The organism is Rhodococcus sp. AC861, assembly GCF_979256035.1.
In genome coordinates this window covers 124,807-139,109 of record NZ_CEEDMW010000002.1, presented here as the reverse complement: position 1 = coordinate 139,109, position 14,303 = coordinate 124,807, and the positions used below count along the sequence as shown (strand labels likewise).

At 68.5% G+C, this 14,303-nt stretch carries 14 protein-coding genes; 10 read left to right on the top strand and 4 right to left on the bottom strand.

The genetic code is table 11. The features are described from left to right. Window positions 1-27: 27 nt before the first annotated feature. On the top strand, window positions 28-534 hold the full coding sequence (locus tag AC0IX4_RS05955; protein WP_231568640.1) for a PadR family transcriptional regulator: 507 nt from the start codon (window positions 28-30) through the stop codon (window positions 532-534). A gap of 55 nt (window positions 535-589) precedes the next feature. On the opposite strand, the gene AC0IX4_RS05950 is transcribed toward AC0IX4_RS05955, so the two are convergent. After that, window positions 590-1,408, bottom strand: a complete 819-nt coding sequence (locus tag AC0IX4_RS05950) for an acyl-[acyl-carrier-protein] thioesterase (protein ID WP_042574018.1) — start codon at window positions 1,406-1,408, stop codon at window positions 590-592. After that, entirely contained in the window at window positions 1,405-1,887 is a 483-nt protein-coding gene (gene aroQ / locus AC0IX4_RS05945; protein ID WP_471828406.1) for a type II 3-dehydroquinate dehydratase, read from the bottom strand. The genes AC0IX4_RS05950 and aroQ overlap by 4 nt, the downstream gene beginning before the upstream one ends. 32 nt (window positions 1,888-1,919) lie before the next feature. Here aroQ and AC0IX4_RS05940 point away from each other — a divergent pair, with 32 nt between their 5' ends. Further along, complete coding sequence (locus AC0IX4_RS05940) at window positions 1,920-3,200, top strand: MFS transporter (protein WP_471828405.1); 1,281 nt, start codon at window positions 1,920-1,922, stop codon at window positions 3,198-3,200. Here AC0IX4_RS05940 and AC0IX4_RS05935 read toward each other — a convergent pair. Beyond that, complete coding sequence (locus AC0IX4_RS05935) at window positions 3,169-4,380, bottom strand: MFS transporter (RefSeq protein ID WP_471828404.1); 1,212 nt, start codon at window positions 4,378-4,380, stop codon at window positions 3,169-3,171. The genes AC0IX4_RS05940 and AC0IX4_RS05935 overlap by 32 nt on opposite strands. Before the next feature lie 49 nt (window positions 4,381-4,429). Here AC0IX4_RS05935 and AC0IX4_RS05930 point away from each other — a divergent pair, with 49 nt between their 5' ends. The 4 genes from AC0IX4_RS05930 (at window position 4,430) to AC0IX4_RS05915 (ending at window position 7,922) form a co-directional block, all read left to right on the top strand. Beyond that, window positions 4,430-5,461 carry a substrate-binding domain-containing protein gene (locus AC0IX4_RS05930; protein ID WP_471828403.1) on the top strand — a complete coding sequence of 344 codons (1,032 nt, stop codon included), beginning with the start codon at window positions 4,430-4,432 and terminating at the stop codon, window positions 5,459-5,461. A gap of 112 nt (window positions 5,462-5,573) precedes the next feature. Further along, window positions 5,574-6,518, top strand: a complete 945-nt coding sequence (locus AC0IX4_RS05925; RefSeq protein WP_471828402.1) for a lysophospholipid acyltransferase family protein — start codon at window positions 5,574-5,576, stop codon at window positions 6,516-6,518. 16 nt (window positions 6,519-6,534) lie between these two features. Then, window positions 6,535-6,918 carry a MerR family transcriptional regulator gene (locus AC0IX4_RS05920; protein ID WP_042574013.1) on the top strand — a complete coding sequence of 128 codons (384 nt, stop codon included), beginning with the start codon at window positions 6,535-6,537 and terminating at the stop codon, window positions 6,916-6,918. Between the two features lie 8 nt (window positions 6,919-6,926). Beyond that, window positions 6,927-7,922: an aldo/keto reductase gene (locus AC0IX4_RS05915; protein WP_471828401.1), complete on the top strand. Its 996-nt coding sequence runs from the start codon at window positions 6,927-6,929 to the stop codon at window positions 7,920-7,922. Between the two features lie 89 nt (window positions 7,923-8,011). On the opposite strand, the gene AC0IX4_RS05910 is transcribed toward AC0IX4_RS05915, so the two are convergent. Beyond that, window positions 8,012-8,773, bottom strand: a complete 762-nt coding sequence (locus AC0IX4_RS05910) for a hypothetical protein (protein ID WP_052493172.1) — start codon at window positions 8,771-8,773, stop codon at window positions 8,012-8,014. Window positions 8,774-9,018: 245 nt separating this feature from the next. Here AC0IX4_RS05910 and AC0IX4_RS05905 point away from each other — a divergent pair, with 245 nt between their 5' ends. From AC0IX4_RS05905 to AC0IX4_RS05890, 4 genes are read left to right on the top strand one after another with little or no spacing between them, the layout of a single operon-like run. Continuing rightward, entirely contained in the window at window positions 9,019-9,831 is an 813-nt protein-coding gene (locus tag AC0IX4_RS05905) for a TIGR03084 family metal-binding protein (protein WP_056073759.1), read from the top strand. Then, window positions 9,828-11,558, top strand: a complete 1,731-nt coding sequence (locus tag AC0IX4_RS05900) for an acyclic terpene utilization AtuA family protein (protein ID WP_471828400.1) — start codon at window positions 9,828-9,830, stop codon at window positions 11,556-11,558. Before AC0IX4_RS05905 ends, AC0IX4_RS05900 begins: the two co-directional genes overlap by 4 nt. Beyond that, entirely contained in the window at window positions 11,555-12,703 is a 1,149-nt protein-coding gene (locus tag AC0IX4_RS05895) for an acyl-CoA dehydrogenase family protein (RefSeq protein ID WP_471828399.1), read from the top strand. The genes AC0IX4_RS05900 and AC0IX4_RS05895 overlap by 4 nt, the downstream gene beginning before the upstream one ends. Next, window positions 12,700-14,298 carry an acyl-CoA carboxylase subunit beta gene (locus AC0IX4_RS05890; RefSeq protein ID WP_056073753.1) on the top strand — a complete coding sequence of 533 codons (1,599 nt, stop codon included), beginning with the start codon at window positions 12,700-12,702 and terminating at the stop codon, window positions 14,296-14,298. Before AC0IX4_RS05895 ends, AC0IX4_RS05890 begins: the two co-directional genes overlap by 4 nt. Window positions 14,299-14,303 lie beyond the last annotated feature (5 nt).

Below are 14,303 nucleotides of genomic sequence, written 5' to 3'. Positions count from 1 at the left end.
ACTGTCAAGATGTGCGACGATGTGGCCATGGCAGAGACGAACGCGACCGCGGCGTCGCTGCTGGGATTCCTGCACAAGGGCCCGATGTCGGGATGGGACCTCGTGGCCACCGCAGAACTCTGCATCGGAGGGTTCTGGTCCGTCACGCGATCGCAGGTCTACCGCGAACTGTCGAACCTGGCGGCAGCCGGGCTGGTCGAGGAACTCGAGACCGAGGCCCGCGACCGCAAGCCGTACCGCATCACCGAGGCAGGCCGGGCCGCGTTCGCCCGCTGGATCTCGGTGCTGCCCGAGCCCGAGGTCATTCGTCATCCGTTGCTGCTGATGATCTCGTTCGGCGAGCACGTGCCGGCGTCGCTGCTCGGGGAGGCGGTGGCGGCGCACCGGAAAGCCCACGAGGAGAACCTGCGCCGGTATCGCGAGCAGAAGGACGCCGCGCTCGACGATCCGTTCGCCGCAGCCACCCTCGACTTCGGCATCGCCTACGAGGAGATGGTGCTGAGCTGGCTCGACGAACTGCCCTGGCAGCGCTGACTACCGCGGGTTTCTTTGCTCCCCTCGCGCCGCCTGCGAACGGGATCCCGCCGAATCAGTCGGCGAGAGGAGCAGAAACGCCACCCACCACGCGGGCGATGGTCCGCACCGCGCCGTCGACCATGAACCACACCGTCACGGCTTCGGCACCGTCCACCAGGTGACGACGCCACCGCAGCGTCACGTGGTCCGGCGCCATGATGGGGGAGAGGTACTCGATGACGGCGCGGTGCGGTCCGCCCGTGATCTCACCGGGTGTCGACGACTCCGCCCGAGCCAGCACTTCCTCGACGGCCTGCCAGTACGCGGCATTGTTGACGTGGTTGAACGCGTCGATGTCGGTGATGCGCAGCGGGAAGAAGACGTCCGTCGGAGACTCTTCGGGCGCGGGGTCGCGCAGCCACTGCTTCCACTTGAGCCGTGTCTCCTCGGCGGTGCGGGTCAGCAGCGTCAGGCCCTCGTCGGAGATTCTGGTGGGCATGCCGGACGTCGAGGAGATGCTGATCCAGAATCCCTCGGTGCGGATGTCCGCGCCCTTGTCCCCGGTGATGTCGACACGCATGTTCGACCACCGCGTCGACAAGCCGGAGCACCAGCGGCGCAACGAGATCCGTTCGGGCCACACGGACGGTCGGATCACGTCGATGACGGTGCGGCGCACGATCCAGAAGGGATCCGTCTCGCCCAACCCCGACGCGTCGAGATTGTCGGAGCCGATGTCCTGGAGGTAGCGGGCGACCGAGTCGTACCGCAGTCGATTGGCGGTGTCGACGTCGCCGGCGCGGATCGGCCAGGCCGTCTCGAATCCTTCGCCTGCCGGCGGCTGGGAGCCGAGGGCGTACTCGGTGACGGGATGACGTGTCGGTTCGGTCATGAGCGCGCGCAGATCTCGTCGACGGCGTAGCCGTACCCGCGGATGCCGCACCCTGCGATCACCGCGACCGCGACGGGAGAGACGAAGCTGTGGTGCCGGAACTCTTCTCGGGCGTGGATGTTCGAGATGTGCACCTCGACGACGGGAATCTCGGGGATCACCAGGGCGTCGCGCAGGGCCACCGATGTATGGGTGAGGCCGCCGGGGTTGATGACGATTCCCGACGCCGTCCCGCGCGCCTCGTGGATCCAGTCGATCAACGCGCCTTCGTGGTTGGACTGTTCGGCGCGCACGGTGCGCCCGTGCCGTTCGGCGGCGGCGCGGCACAGCTCCACCACGTCGTCGATGCTCTCGTGGCCGTACACCTCGGGCTGGCGTGTACCCAACGTGTTCAGGTTGGGGCCGTTGAGGACCAGGATGGGAAGCGGGAAGGCCGGAGGCCGGTCGGCATCGTGCGGTGTGGCCGGACCATCTGTCATACGCCCGGACTCTACCCGGGAGACTGGGCACCATGCGCGCGTGGATCGTCTGGGGTACCGGTGTCCTCGCGTACGTGATCGGCGTTCTGCACCGCACATCGTTCGGTGTCTCGGGCCTGGATGCGGCGGATCGTTATGCGGCCGGCCCGTCGGTGTTGTCGTCGTTCGTGGTGCTGCAGGTGGTCGTCTACGCGGGGATGCAGATCCCGGCGGGAGTGCTGCTGGATCGAGTGGGTCCTCGGGCGATGATCGTCACGGGTGCGATGGTGATGGCGTCGGGCCAGTTGGTGTTGGCGTTCACCGAGTCGCTGCCGCTCGCCGTCGCGGCGCGCGCCGTGGTGGGCGTGGGCGATGCGTTGACGTTCATCTCGGTTCTGCGTCTGGTGCCCAAGTGGTTCGCTCCGCGACGGGTTCCGTTGCTCTCGCAGCTGACGGGCATCCTGGGGCAGATAGGACAGGTGCTGTCCGCGGTGCCGTTTTTGACGTTGCTGCACGGAGCAGGCTGGTCCGCGGCGTACGGCGCCGCCGCCGCGACCGGTGTCCTGGTGGCGGTGGCGGCGTTCGTGGCGGTGTCGAACTCGCCCGATACGGGTGTCGAGTCCGGTCCGGCGCAGCAGGCGTCGACGTTCCGGGAAACCGTGCGCGGCATCGGGGTCGTCTGGTCGAGGCCCGGAACCCGTCTCGGGTTCTTCTCGCACATGGGCACCCAGTTCTCCATCACGGTGTTCGCGCTGATGTGGGGAGTTCCGTACCTGACGTCGGCTCAGGGTGTGTCGTCGTCGGTGGTGGGCGCGTTGCTGACGACGTCGGTGGTGTCGGCGATCGTGTCGGGCATCGTCGTCGGCATCCTCACGGGTAGGTATCCGATGCGTCGGTCGTGGATGGTGCTGGCGATCATGGCGAGCAACGCCCTCATGTGGGGCATCGTGCTGGCATTGCCGGGCCCGGCGCCGACATGGTTGCTGTTCGTCCTCGTCGTCGTGATCTCGGTGGGCGGCCCCGGGTCCGCGATCGGGTTCGACTACGCGCGCACGTTCAACCCGTCGGTCGCCCTGGGCACCGCGCAGGGGATGGTGAATATCGGCGGATTCCTCGCATCGCTGCTGGTGATGCAGGCCATGGGCGCCATCCTGAACGCGATGGGCGGGTACACCTTCGACGCGTTCCGGGTCGCGTGGCTCACGCAATACGCGGTCTGGACGATCGCGGCGACGGGTGTGCTGGTGGCCCGCCGCAAGACCCGTCGCGACGCGGGGATCTCGCCCCGGACCTGGCGCGAGGTCAGGGAGCGGATGCGGTCGCAGGCTCGCTGACGCGGTCCTGACTCGGCGCGGTGAACGCGGAGCGTCCGAGCAGCACTCCGATCAGGGCCGCGAGCATCGACGCCGCGGCGACGATCAGCACCACCGTGATGGAGGAGGCGTCGACGATCCCGCCGCCCACGAGGGCGCCGGTCGCGATGGCGACCTGGAACGTGACGACGTAGACGGCGGACGCCCGGTCGGCTGCAGCCCCGGCGGGTGCCGAGTGCAGCACCGCCGACTGGATGCAGACCGGGATGGTCGTGAAGGCCATGCCCCACAGCGCGACGCACACGATTGCGAGGACGGGCGATCCCGTCGAGAGGGCGAGTACGAGCCCGACCAGTGCGGCCGTCACCGATCCGAGCACGACGATGGTCGACACCCACGGTCCCCGGTCGTAGGTGCGCCCGATCAGCCAGATCCCGGCGACTCCGGCCAGGCCGTAGACGAACAACATGGTCGACAGCACGACGCCGGACGTGCCGATGCCGTCCGCGACGATCAGCGCGAAGTACGTGTAGCCGGCGAAGTGCCCCAGCGCGGCGAGGAACGTGATGCCGCACAGCAGGGCCAACACGGGACTCACGCGCGCACGTCGACGCGGCGCGGCGGTCGGCGCCGGAACGGGCAGCGGGGGGAGCAGGCGCGTCAGGGCGATCGTGATCGCCAGCGCGACCAGTCCGAGCGTGGCGGCGGCGATGCGCCAGTGCGTCCACTGACCCAGTGCCGCGGTGAGCGGGTTGCCCGCGACCAGGGCGAGCGAGGTTCCGGCGTAGACGAGGGCGATGGCCTTCGCGCGTTTCCCCGGGGCGGCGAGCGACGCCGCGACGGGTGCCACGACGGCCCAGAACACGCCGTGGGTGGCGGCGCAGATCAACCGCGCTCCGACGAGCATCGGATATCCGACCGACACCGCGGACACCAGCTGGGAAACGGCGAGTGCGGCCGCGGTGATGACGACGACCTTCCGACGGTCCCACGTCGTCACGGCAGCCATCAGCGGGAGCGTGATGACGGCGACCGCGTAGGCGTAGAAGGTGAGCAGCAGGCCGATGGCCGATTCGCCGACGCCGAGGTCGGCCGACATCTCGGGGAGCAGGCCCACGGGCAGGGTCTCGGCCGTGACGTAGATGAACGCGGTGGCCCCAAGGACCAGCAGGGCAGGGGTGTTCGCGCGTTCCGTGGACATGGTGTGTAACGATACACACGTCGTCGATATCACGATAGAGTCGTCGGTGATGACCCAGCACACACGCGTCACCATGGCCGACGTCGCGGCCGCTGCCGGCGTCTCGGTCATGAGCGTCTCCTACGCCTACGGCCGCCCGGACCGTGTCTCGGAGGAGACCCGCGGCAAGGTCTTCGCCGCGGCCGAACGCCTCGGTTACACCGGCCCGCACCGAGGTGCACAGTCACTGCGCAGCGGGCGCAACAACAACCTCGCCGTCGTCCTGACCGAGAAGTTGACGTACGCGTTCGACGATCCCCAGGCACGCCGGTTCCTGTCGGGAGTCGCTGACGCCTGCCTCGACACCGACACCGGACTCGTCCTGCTCCCCAATCGGTCCGTCGATGCCGACGCCGACCGCGTGCGCGACGCTGCCGTCGACGGCTATGTCTTCTGGACGACCGTGACCGGCGACCCGCTGCTGGACGTCGCCGTCTCCACGGGACGACCGGTCTGCGTCCAGGGCGGCCCACAGCACGCCGGCACCACGTTGATCAGCATCGACGACGTCGCGGCCGCGGAGGCGATAGCCCGCGTCGCCCTGACCGGAGCCCGGCGACCTCTGGTGTCGGCCTTCCCGTCGGACAAGCACCGCGAGCGCCGGCTCGAGTACGGACCCGATCCCGAGGGGGTCGAGTTCCCGGTGACCCGGAACCGGCTCCGCGGATACCGGGCAGCGGTCATCGCGGCGGGTCTCGACTGGGCCGACGTCCCCGTGGCGTTCGGCACCGGTAGTTTTCGCGCCGAGGGTGTGCGGGCGATGCAGGACCACGGCCGTGCCCTGCGTGCCGACGCCGTGCTCGCGATGAGCGACGAGGTGGCACTCGGAGCACTCGAGGTGGTGCACGAGGACGGGCTCGTCGTGCCCGGCGACATCGCGATCGTCGGGTGGGACGACACCGAGGATGCCGCGGGCGCCGGCCTGACCACCGTGGCGCAGTCGCTGTACGAGCAGGGGCGCAGTGCCGCGCGCGCCGTGCTGGGCGGAGATGCGGTGGCGACGCCGCAGTGGCGCGTCGTGCGGCGGACCTCGACGCGGTGAGGCGTGCGCAAGGTGCACACGAGCTACTGTCGCGCGGCCTGATGTGTTGATTCGTCACGGCCTGTGTGCAACCGGGGTACAGCGCTTCTGACCGTGCAGTAAGTTGCGATGCATGAGTGGCCCCCATCACACCGATCGCCGGGATCCGGAACTGCAGGACCAAGCCGAACGCGTCGCGGCTGCCGCGCGGATGAAGATGAAGGACAAGCGCGACGACGCCGAGGGTGGCCTCGGCGGCATCGTCGCGTCACGTGCGGGCGACTGGGACCTCACCGATCAGGACGTCGACTCGATGCGTCGGCAGGAGAAGTTCTGGAACCCGTTGGTCGACAAGTACTTCCGAATGGAAATCGACGGGTGGGAGACCATCCCGCCGCCGCCCGTCCTGCTCGTCGGCGTGCACAGCGGAGCCCCGTTCGTGTGGGACGCATGGACGGTCGGGGCGCAGTGGTGGCGTCGGTTCGGGCCGAGCCGCACCCTGCACGGCACTGCCCACGACGCGCTGATGGCGTTTCCCGTCATCGGCAAGGTCTTCCGCTCCATGGGCGTCCTGCCGGCCGCACCCGACTCCATGTCGACGGCCCTGGCAGCGGGCCGCGATGTCATCGTGTGGCCGGGCGGCGAAGTCGACTCGCTGCGGCCGTGGAGCGAACGCGACGTCGCCACGCTCGGTGGGCGGACCGGCTTCATCAAGCTCGCCATCCGGACCGGGGTGCCGATCGTTCCCATCGCCACCGTCGGGGGTGCCGACGCCATGCCGGTACTCGTGCGCGGAGACCGCTTGTCGAAGGCGTTGAGGCTCGACAAGATCGCCCGGCTCAAGGTGTTCCCCATCGCCGTGTCGTTGCCGTGGATCATCGCTCCGGCGGCGCTGCCGCAGATCCCGCTGCCCGCCAAGATCCGCACCCGCTTCATGCCGCCGGTGGAGGTCGACCACGATCTTGCACTCGTCGACGACGACGCGTACGTGGAGGCGAAGTACGAGGAGGTGCGGGCTTCCATCCAGTCCGGCATGGATGCGCTGGCGACCAAACGGAAGTTCCCCGTCTTCCGGTGATGGCTACGCTGATCGGGTGAGCCACAGCATCGCGGAGGCGTCCGCGCAGACCGGGCTGAGCATCGACACGTTGCGGTACTACGAGCGTGACGGCCTGCTGCTGCGCCCGGTGCCGCGCTCGTCCACCGGCCAGCGTCGCTACGACGACGAGGACGTCACGTGGATCGTGCTCATCACCCGCCTCCGTGCGACGGGGATGTCGATCGCCGAGGTGCGTCACTACGCCGAGCTGGTCCGCCAGGGTGAGGGCACGCAGCAGGAGCGACTCGATGCGCTGCGCGCTCACCGCGAGCGGGTGCTGGCGCAGCTGGAGGAAGTGTCCGGCCACCTGCGGGCGATCGACGACAAGATAGCCCTCTACGTCGGCAGACTTGACCTGGAGCGCACTCCAGCACGTTGAGTGGAGGCATGACCCTCACTTCACGCACGCTCGGCACACAGTCACCGCTCACCGTGTCCGCACTGGGACTCGGCTGCATGGGCATGTCCGAGTTCTACGGCGACACCGATCGCGCGTCCGGCATCGCCACCATCCACCGCGCCCTCGACCTCGGCGTAACCTTCCTCGACACGGCCGACATGTACGGGCCGTTCGTCAACGAGGAACTGGTCGGCGAGGCGATCCGCGACCGTCGCGACCAGGTGGTCCTGGCGACCAAGTTCGGCAACGAGCGGCTCGCCGACGGCACGCGCCTCGGCATCAACGGCACTCCCGAGTACGTGCGCGCTGCCTGCGACGCGTCGCTGTCACGGCTCGGCGTCGACCACATCGACCTCTACTACCAGCACCGCGTCGACAAGTCGGTTCCGATCGAGGACACCGTCGGCGCGATGGCCGAGCTCGTCCAGGCCGGCAAGGTCCGTCATCTCGGCATGTCCGAGGCGTCGGCCGCCACGATCCGACGCGCGCATACCGTGCATCCGATCACCGCGGTGCAGACGGAGTACTCGCTGTTCACGCGTGATCTCGAGGAGACCGTGCTGCCGACGCTCCGCGAGCTGGGAATCGGCCTGGTGCCGTACTCGCCGCTCGGACGCGGACTGCTGACCGGTGCGATCTCGCACGAGTCGGAGCTGGCGGGACAGGACTCGCGTCGCACCGCCTACTTCCCCCGTTTCCAGGGTGAGGCGCTGAAATCGAACCTCGAACTGGTCGGCAGGATCCGGGCGATCGCCGACGGGTTGGACTGCACTCCCGGCCAGCTGGCGTTGGCGTGGGTGCTGGCGCAGGGCGACGACGTCGCACCGATCCCCGGTACGAAGCGGGTGAAGTACCTCGAGGAGAACGTCGCGGCGCTCGATGTCGCCGTCACACAGGAGATCCTGGACGAGCTGGAATCGGCCGTGCCGGCCTCCGCCGTCACCGGTGCGCGCTACGGCGATATGTCGAGCATCGACGAGTAGAGCGTCTCACCCCCGCGAGTACGTCCATATCGTCGTGAATCGTTCCGTGATCGCGACACTTCGGACGTACTCGCGGGGCGAGGGGAGGGTCAGGACTGGTCGAGCCGCACGGCGCGCACGAAGGTGTACAGCAAGGCGGGAAGGGCCACGATGAGCGACATCACCGGTGCCCACACGACCAGCGCGCCGAGCGGCGGGACGTCCTGGAACAGCAGGTTGTAGCCGATGATGGCCGTGACCAGGGTGCCCGTGAGCCCGATGTGGGTGAGCAGCATCCAGCGGTCCAGGAAGACGCCGGCGAACAGGCCGAGCACCACGAAGAACGCGGTCTTGCCGACGGCATAGGCGGGCGGCATGTTCGCGCTCATGTTCGCCGCCGCGATACCCAGGTCGGACAGGATGACGAAGCCGAACGCGGTGCGCAGCCGTGGCCACGAGGTCACGGTCCACCACAGTGCTGCGGTGAAGGCGAAGACGGCGGAGCCGATCTGCACGCCCAGGGCGATCGGGTTCGTCGCGCCGAAGCCGTACAGGATCTCGAGCGTCGCGCAGACACCCATGGACGCGGTGAAGAAGGCGATGATCCAGCGCACCAGGCGCTCGTCCGTGAAGGACGACATCAGCCCGACGATCCACTCGTAGCGGCGTTCGAGTTCGCCGAGGTCCTCGTCGGCGTCCATCTCGTCATCGGGGGAGTAGTAGTTCTCATCCGACGGTCGGCCGGGGGCGGCCAGGTGGGGCGAGTACTCCGCCCGCGGTCCCGATCCGGGTGTGAATGCCGTCGTGAAGGCTGCGCCGTATGCCTGTTGTGCCGGGTAGGTGCCGCTTCGGCCGTCTCGTGCAGTCGCCATGGTCCGGTCCTGTTCCCTTCGGACCCTCACGGATGGAGGGTCTTCCTCGTGTCACCCGGCGCGTCGCGGGCTTCGTGTCGGGTGGCGTGAGGTAAAGAGTCGTTCCCCCCGATGGGAACACCGTAAGCCAGGCTTTCGTACCTGAACGGCGGATGGATGGTAGCCCGTGCTTGTTTGTGCTGCATCACAAAGGGAACAAGCAAGCGTGCTTGCTTTTTTCTCGGGCTGATGCGACTGTTCTCGGCATGGCAGATCTGGATGCACTTCTGGCCGACCTCCGTGCGGAAGGCGACGCCCTCGATGCCCTCGTGACCGACGCCGGAGAAGAGGGATGGCGCTCCGACACCCCCGCGGCAGGCTGGACAGTCGCGCACCAGATCGCGCATCTGCACTGGACCGACCATGTCGCGGCCCTGACCACGGCCGGCGCCGGCGGTGACGAGGAGGCCACGACGGCCTTCGACGCGGTGATCGCCGACGCGTGGGGCAACCCCGCGTCGTTCGTGGACACCGCCGCCGCGGAACTGGCCGCCGAGCAGACCAGCACGCTGCTGTCCCGGTGGCGTCTGGGACGAACGCAGCTGCTCGACGTGCTGCCGCAGGTCCCGGCAGGGGTGAAGATCCGCTGGTTCGGTCCACCGATGAGCGCGGCCTCGATGGCGACCGCTCGCATCATGGAGACCTGGGCTCACGGCCAGGACGTCGCCGACGCTCTCGGCGTCGTCCGCGAACCCACGGACCGGCTCCGTCACGTCGCCCACATCGGAGTCCGCACTCGCGACTTCGCCTACGCCGTCCGCGACATCCCTGCACCGACCGCGCCCTTTCGCGTCGAGCTCGCCGCACCCGGTGGGGACGTGTGGACCTGGGGGCCGGAGGACGCGGAGCAGCGCGTCACCGGAACCGCGCTCGACTTCTGCCTCCTCGTCACCCAGCGGATCCATCGTGACGACACCGACCTGACCGCCGTCGGCGACGACGCGTCCACCTGGCTGACCCTCGCGCAGGCATTCGCCGGTGCGCCGGGCAACGGTCGCGCCAAGCGGGTCGCGTCATGACGGACGTGATCAGGGTCGGGAACTGCTCGGGTTTCTACGGTGACCGCCTGTCGGCGATGCGCGAGATGCTCGACGGGGGAGACCTCGACTACCTGACGGGCGACTACCTCGCCGAGTTGACGATGCTCATCCTCGGCCGCGATCGGATGAAGGACCCGGCCAAGGGGTACGCGAAGACGTACCTCCGCCAGCTCGAGGACTGCCTGGGCACGGCCATCGACAAGGGCGTCACCTTGGTGAGCAACGCGGGCGGTCTGGCACCGGCCCACCTCGCCGCGGAGATCCGCGCATTGGCCGAACGGCTCGGGCTCGAGGTGTCCGTCGCCCATGTGGAGGGTGACGATCTCCACGCCCGTGCCGACGAGCTGGGACTGGGATCGCCGCTCACCGCCAATGCGTACCTCGGAGCGTTCGGCATCGCACGGTGCCTCGACTCGGGCGCGCAGGTCGTGGTCACCGGCCGCGTGACCGACGCGTCCGTCGTGGTCGCCCCCGCGATATCCCGGTTCGGCTGGGGCCGCGAGGATCTGGACCCGCTCGCGGGCGCCGTGGTCGCCGGCCACGTCATCGAATGCGGCACCCAGGCCACCGGGGGCAACTACTCGTTCTTCACCGAGATCGCCGATCTGCGGCACCCGGGATTCCCGATCGCGGAAATTCACGCGGACGGCTCCTCGGTCATCACCAAACACGAGGGAACGGGCGGGGCGGTCAGCATCGGCACGGTCACCGCGCAGCTGATGTACGAGGTCACGGGTCCCCGCTATCTCGGCCCGGACGTCACCGCGCGGCTCGATACGGTTCGGCTGTCCGACGACGGGCCCGACCGCGTGCGTATTTCCGGTGTACGGGGTGAGGCGCCGCCGTCGACGCTGAAGGTCTCCCGGAACACGCTCGGCGGGTTCCGGAACGAGATGACGTTCGTGGTGACGGGCCTCGACATCGCCGCCAAGGCCGAGTTGGTGCGCGGCCAGATGACGGCCGCGATGACCGCGCCTCCGCGCGACGTCGAGTGGACCCTCGCGCGTACCGACCACGCCGACGCGGACACGGAAGAGGCTGCGAGCGCTCTGCTGAGAGTCGTGGTCCGGGACTCCGATCCGAAGAAGGTCGGCCGCGCGTTCTCCTCCGCCGCAGTCGAACTCGCACTGGCCAGCTACCCCGGATTCTGTGTGACGGCACCGCCCGCCGAGGGCTCGCCGTACGGCGTGTTCGAAGCCGGCTACGTCGATCAGGCGGTGCCGCAGCACGTCGCGGTGCTGGCTGACGGAACCCGCGTGGACATCGACCCACCGTCGGTGACAGTCGAACCCGCACCCGAGGAGTCCGTCCCGACGGAGCCGGCCGAACCGATCGTCGAGCCCACGCGCGACCTGCCGCTCGGCACCCTTGCGGCGGCGCGCAGTGGCGACAAGGGCGGTAACGCCAATGTCGGCGTCTGGGTCCGGACGGACGCCGAATGGGACTGGCTCCGCGCCATTCTCACCGGCGACCGCATCGTCGCCCTGCTCCCCGAGGCCGCGGCGTCGACCGTGCGCCGCTACGAGTTCCCGCACCTGTGGGCCGTCAACATCGTCATCGAGGGGATTCTCGGGGAGGGCGTCGCATCCGGCGCCCGCTTCGACCCTCAAGCCAAGGGGCTCGGAGAGTGGCTGCGCTCGCGCCACGTCCCGATCCCCGCATCACTGCTTCCCGTATCCGACCGTGCAGAAAGAGGAATCGCATGAGTGCCTGGGGTGGACCCGACCGTCAGCAACTCCGCAAGACGGTGCGCGGCTTCGTCGACCGCGAGGTGCTCCCGCATCTCGCAGAGTGGGAGCGCGACGGCGAGATCCCCCGCAGTCTGCACCGCACGGCCGGTGAGCTGGGGCTCCTCGGCGCTCCGTTCCCGGAGTCCGTCGGCGGTGGAGGCGGCACACTCGTCGACGCCACCGTCATCTGCGAGGAGATGCACGAGGCGGGCGCATCGGGCGGAGTGTTCGCATCTCTCTTCACCTGTGGAATCGCGTTGCCGCACATGGTCGTCGCGAACAACCCCGACCACATCGCGAAGTGGGTCACCCCGACGATCGAGGGCGAGTTGATCGGCTCGCTCGCCATCACCGAGCCGGGCGGCGGATCCGACGTGGGCCACCTGCGTACCCGTGCGGTCCGCGACGGTGACCACTACGTCGTCAACGGATCCAAGACGTACATCACCTCGGGCTGCCGGGCGGACTTCGTCGTCACCGCCGTGCGGACCGGGGGAGACGGCGCCGCCGGCGTCTCGCTGCTCGTCGTCGAGAGGGACACACCGGGATTCGAGGTGTCTCGCAAGCTCGACAAGATGGGGTGGCGGGCATCGGACACCGCCGAGCTGTCCTACACCGACGTGCGGGTTCCGGTCGAGAACCTGGTCGGCGCAGAGAATTCCGGCTTCGCCCAGATCGCGCAGGCGTTCGTGTCCGAGCGTGCCGGTCTCGCGGCGCAGGCGTACGCCTCCGCGCAGCGCTGCCTGGACCTCACCGTCGCGTGGACGCGGGACCGGTCGACCTTCGGCAAGCCACTGATCGCGCGTCAGGCAGTGCAGAACACTCTCAGCGAGATGCATCGCAAGGTGGACGTCGCACGGACCTACACCCACGCCCTGGTCGACCGGTACGTCGAGGAGGGCGACGACTGCATCGCCGAGGTGTGCTTCGCCAAGAACACCGCGGTCGAAGCCGGTGAATGGGTGGCGTCGCAGGCGGTACAACTCTTCGGCGGACTCGGCTACATGGCCGAGAGCGAGGTCGAACGCCAGTACCGCGACATGCGCATCCTCGGCATCGGCGGAGGTACCACCGAGATCCTGACCTCGTTGGCCGCGAAGAGGTTGGGGTACACCGCATGACGACACTCGTCTCACGTCTCGACACGGTCGGCGACGCCTACGCGTCCGCCGCCGAGACGATGACGTCCAAGCTCACCGAGGTCGAGGCCGAGCACGCGAAGGCACTCGGCGGCGGCGGCGAGAAGTACGTCGCCCGTCACCGCGGACGCGGCAAGATGACGGCCCGCGAGCGCATCGAGCTTCTCGTCGACGCGGACTCCCCGTTCCTCGAACTGTGTCCTCTCGCGGCATGGGGTACCGACTTTCCGGTCGGCGCCAGTGTCGTCACCGGCATCGGCACCGTCAGCGGCGTCGAATGCTTGATCGTCGCCAACGACCCCACCGTACGCGGCGGAACGTCCAACCCGTGGACCCTTCGTAAGACATTGCGCGCGAACGACATCGCGATGCAGAACCGGCTCCCGGTCATCTCGCTGGTCGAGTCCGGCGGCGCCGATCTGCCGACCCAGAAGGAAGTCTTCATCCCGGGCGGCCGCATCTTCCGCGACCTCACACGCCTGTCGGCGGCAGGTATTCCCACCGTCGCGCTGGTGTTCGGTAACTCCACCGCCGGCGGTGCCTACATCCCCGGCATGTCCGATCATGTCGTCATGATCGAGGAACGCTCGAAGGTGTTCCTGGCCGGTCCTCCGCTGGTCAAGATGGCTACCGGCGAGGAGACCGACGACGAGTCCCTCGGCGGCGCGCGGATGCATGCACGCACGTCCGGTCTGGCGGATCACCTCGCGGTCGACGAACGCGACGCGATCCGCATCGGCCGGAACATCGTGTCCCGCTTGAACTGGCGCAAGCAGGGTCCGGCGCCGCGCGCGGAGGTGCTGCCGCCGCGCTACTCCGAGGAGGAACTCCTCGGCATCGTGCCCGCGGATCTCAAGGTGCCGTTCGACCCGCGCGACGTCATCGCGCGCATCGTCGACGACAGCGACTTCGACGAGTTCAAGCCCCTCTACGGGTCGTCGCTGGTCACCGGGTGGGCCGAGTTGCATGGCTACCCGGTCGGCATCCTGGCCAACGCCCGCGGAGTGCTCTTCAGCGAGGAATCGCAGAAGGCGACGCAGTTCATCCAGCTGGCCAACCGCTCGAACACTCCATTGTTGTTCCTGCACAACACCACCGGGTACATGGTGGGCAAGGAGTACGAGGAGGGCGGGATGATCAAGCACGGAGCGATGATGATCAACGCCGTCTCCAACTCCACCGTCCCGCACATCTCCGTTCTCCTCGGTGCCTCCTACGGCGCCGGCCACTACGGCATGTGCGGTCGAGCATTCGATCCGCGCTTCCTGTTCGCGTGGCCCAGTGCCAAGTCGGCGGTCATGGGCGGGGCTCAACTCGCCGGTGTCATCTCCATCGTCTCCCGCGCCTCCGCCGAGGCTCGCGGACAGGCGTTCGACGAGGAAGCCGACGCCGGGATGCGTGCGATGATCGAGCACCAGATCGAGGCCGAGTCGGTGCCCATGTTCTTGTCCGGGCGTCTCTACGACGACGGCGTCATCGACCCCCGAGATACCCGCACGGTGGTGGGGATGTGCCTGTCGGCCATCGCTTCCGCCCCGATCGAAGGCACCGCCAACTTCGGTGTCTTCCGGATGTGACCGTC

Bases quoted from the DNA above. Each gene is read 5' to 3' on its own strand.
- AC0IX4_RS05940 (WP_471828405.1), top strand. From the start codon at position 1,920: ATGCGCGCGTGGATCGTCTGGGGTACCGGTGTCCTCGCGTACGTGATC.
- AC0IX4_RS05905 (WP_056073759.1), top strand. From the start codon at position 9,019: ATGGCAGATCTGGATGCACTTCTGGCCGACCTCCGTGCGGAAGGCGAC.
- aroQ (WP_471828406.1), bottom strand. From the start codon at position 1,887: ATGACAGATGGTCCGGCCACACCGCACGATGCCGACCGGCCTCCGGCC.
- AC0IX4_RS05925 (WP_471828402.1), top strand. From the start codon at position 5,574: ATGAGTGGCCCCCATCACACCGATCGCCGGGATCCGGAACTGCAGGAC.
- AC0IX4_RS05910 (WP_052493172.1), bottom strand. From the start codon at position 8,773: ATGGCGACTGCACGAGACGGCCGAAGCGGCACCTACCCGGCACAACAG.
- AC0IX4_RS05890 (WP_056073753.1), top strand. From the start codon at position 12,700: ATGACGACACTCGTCTCACGTCTCGACACGGTCGGCGACGCCTACGCG.
- AC0IX4_RS05900 (WP_471828400.1), top strand. From the start codon at position 9,828: ATGACGGACGTGATCAGGGTCGGGAACTGCTCGGGTTTCTACGGTGAC.
- AC0IX4_RS05935 (WP_471828404.1), bottom strand. From the start codon at position 4,380: ATGTCCACGGAACGCGCGAACACCCCTGCCCTGCTGGTCCTTGGGGCC.
- AC0IX4_RS05955 (WP_231568640.1), top strand. From the start codon at position 28: ATGGCAGAGACGAACGCGACCGCGGCGTCGCTGCTGGGATTCCTGCAC.
- AC0IX4_RS05950 (WP_042574018.1), bottom strand. From the start codon at position 1,408: ATGACCGAACCGACACGTCATCCCGTCACCGAGTACGCCCTCGGCTCC.
- AC0IX4_RS05915 (WP_471828401.1), top strand. From the start codon at position 6,927: ATGACCCTCACTTCACGCACGCTCGGCACACAGTCACCGCTCACCGTG.
- AC0IX4_RS05895 (WP_471828399.1), top strand. From the start codon at position 11,555: ATGAGTGCCTGGGGTGGACCCGACCGTCAGCAACTCCGCAAGACGGTG.
- AC0IX4_RS05930 (WP_471828403.1), top strand. From the start codon at position 4,430: ATGACCCAGCACACACGCGTCACCATGGCCGACGTCGCGGCCGCTGCC.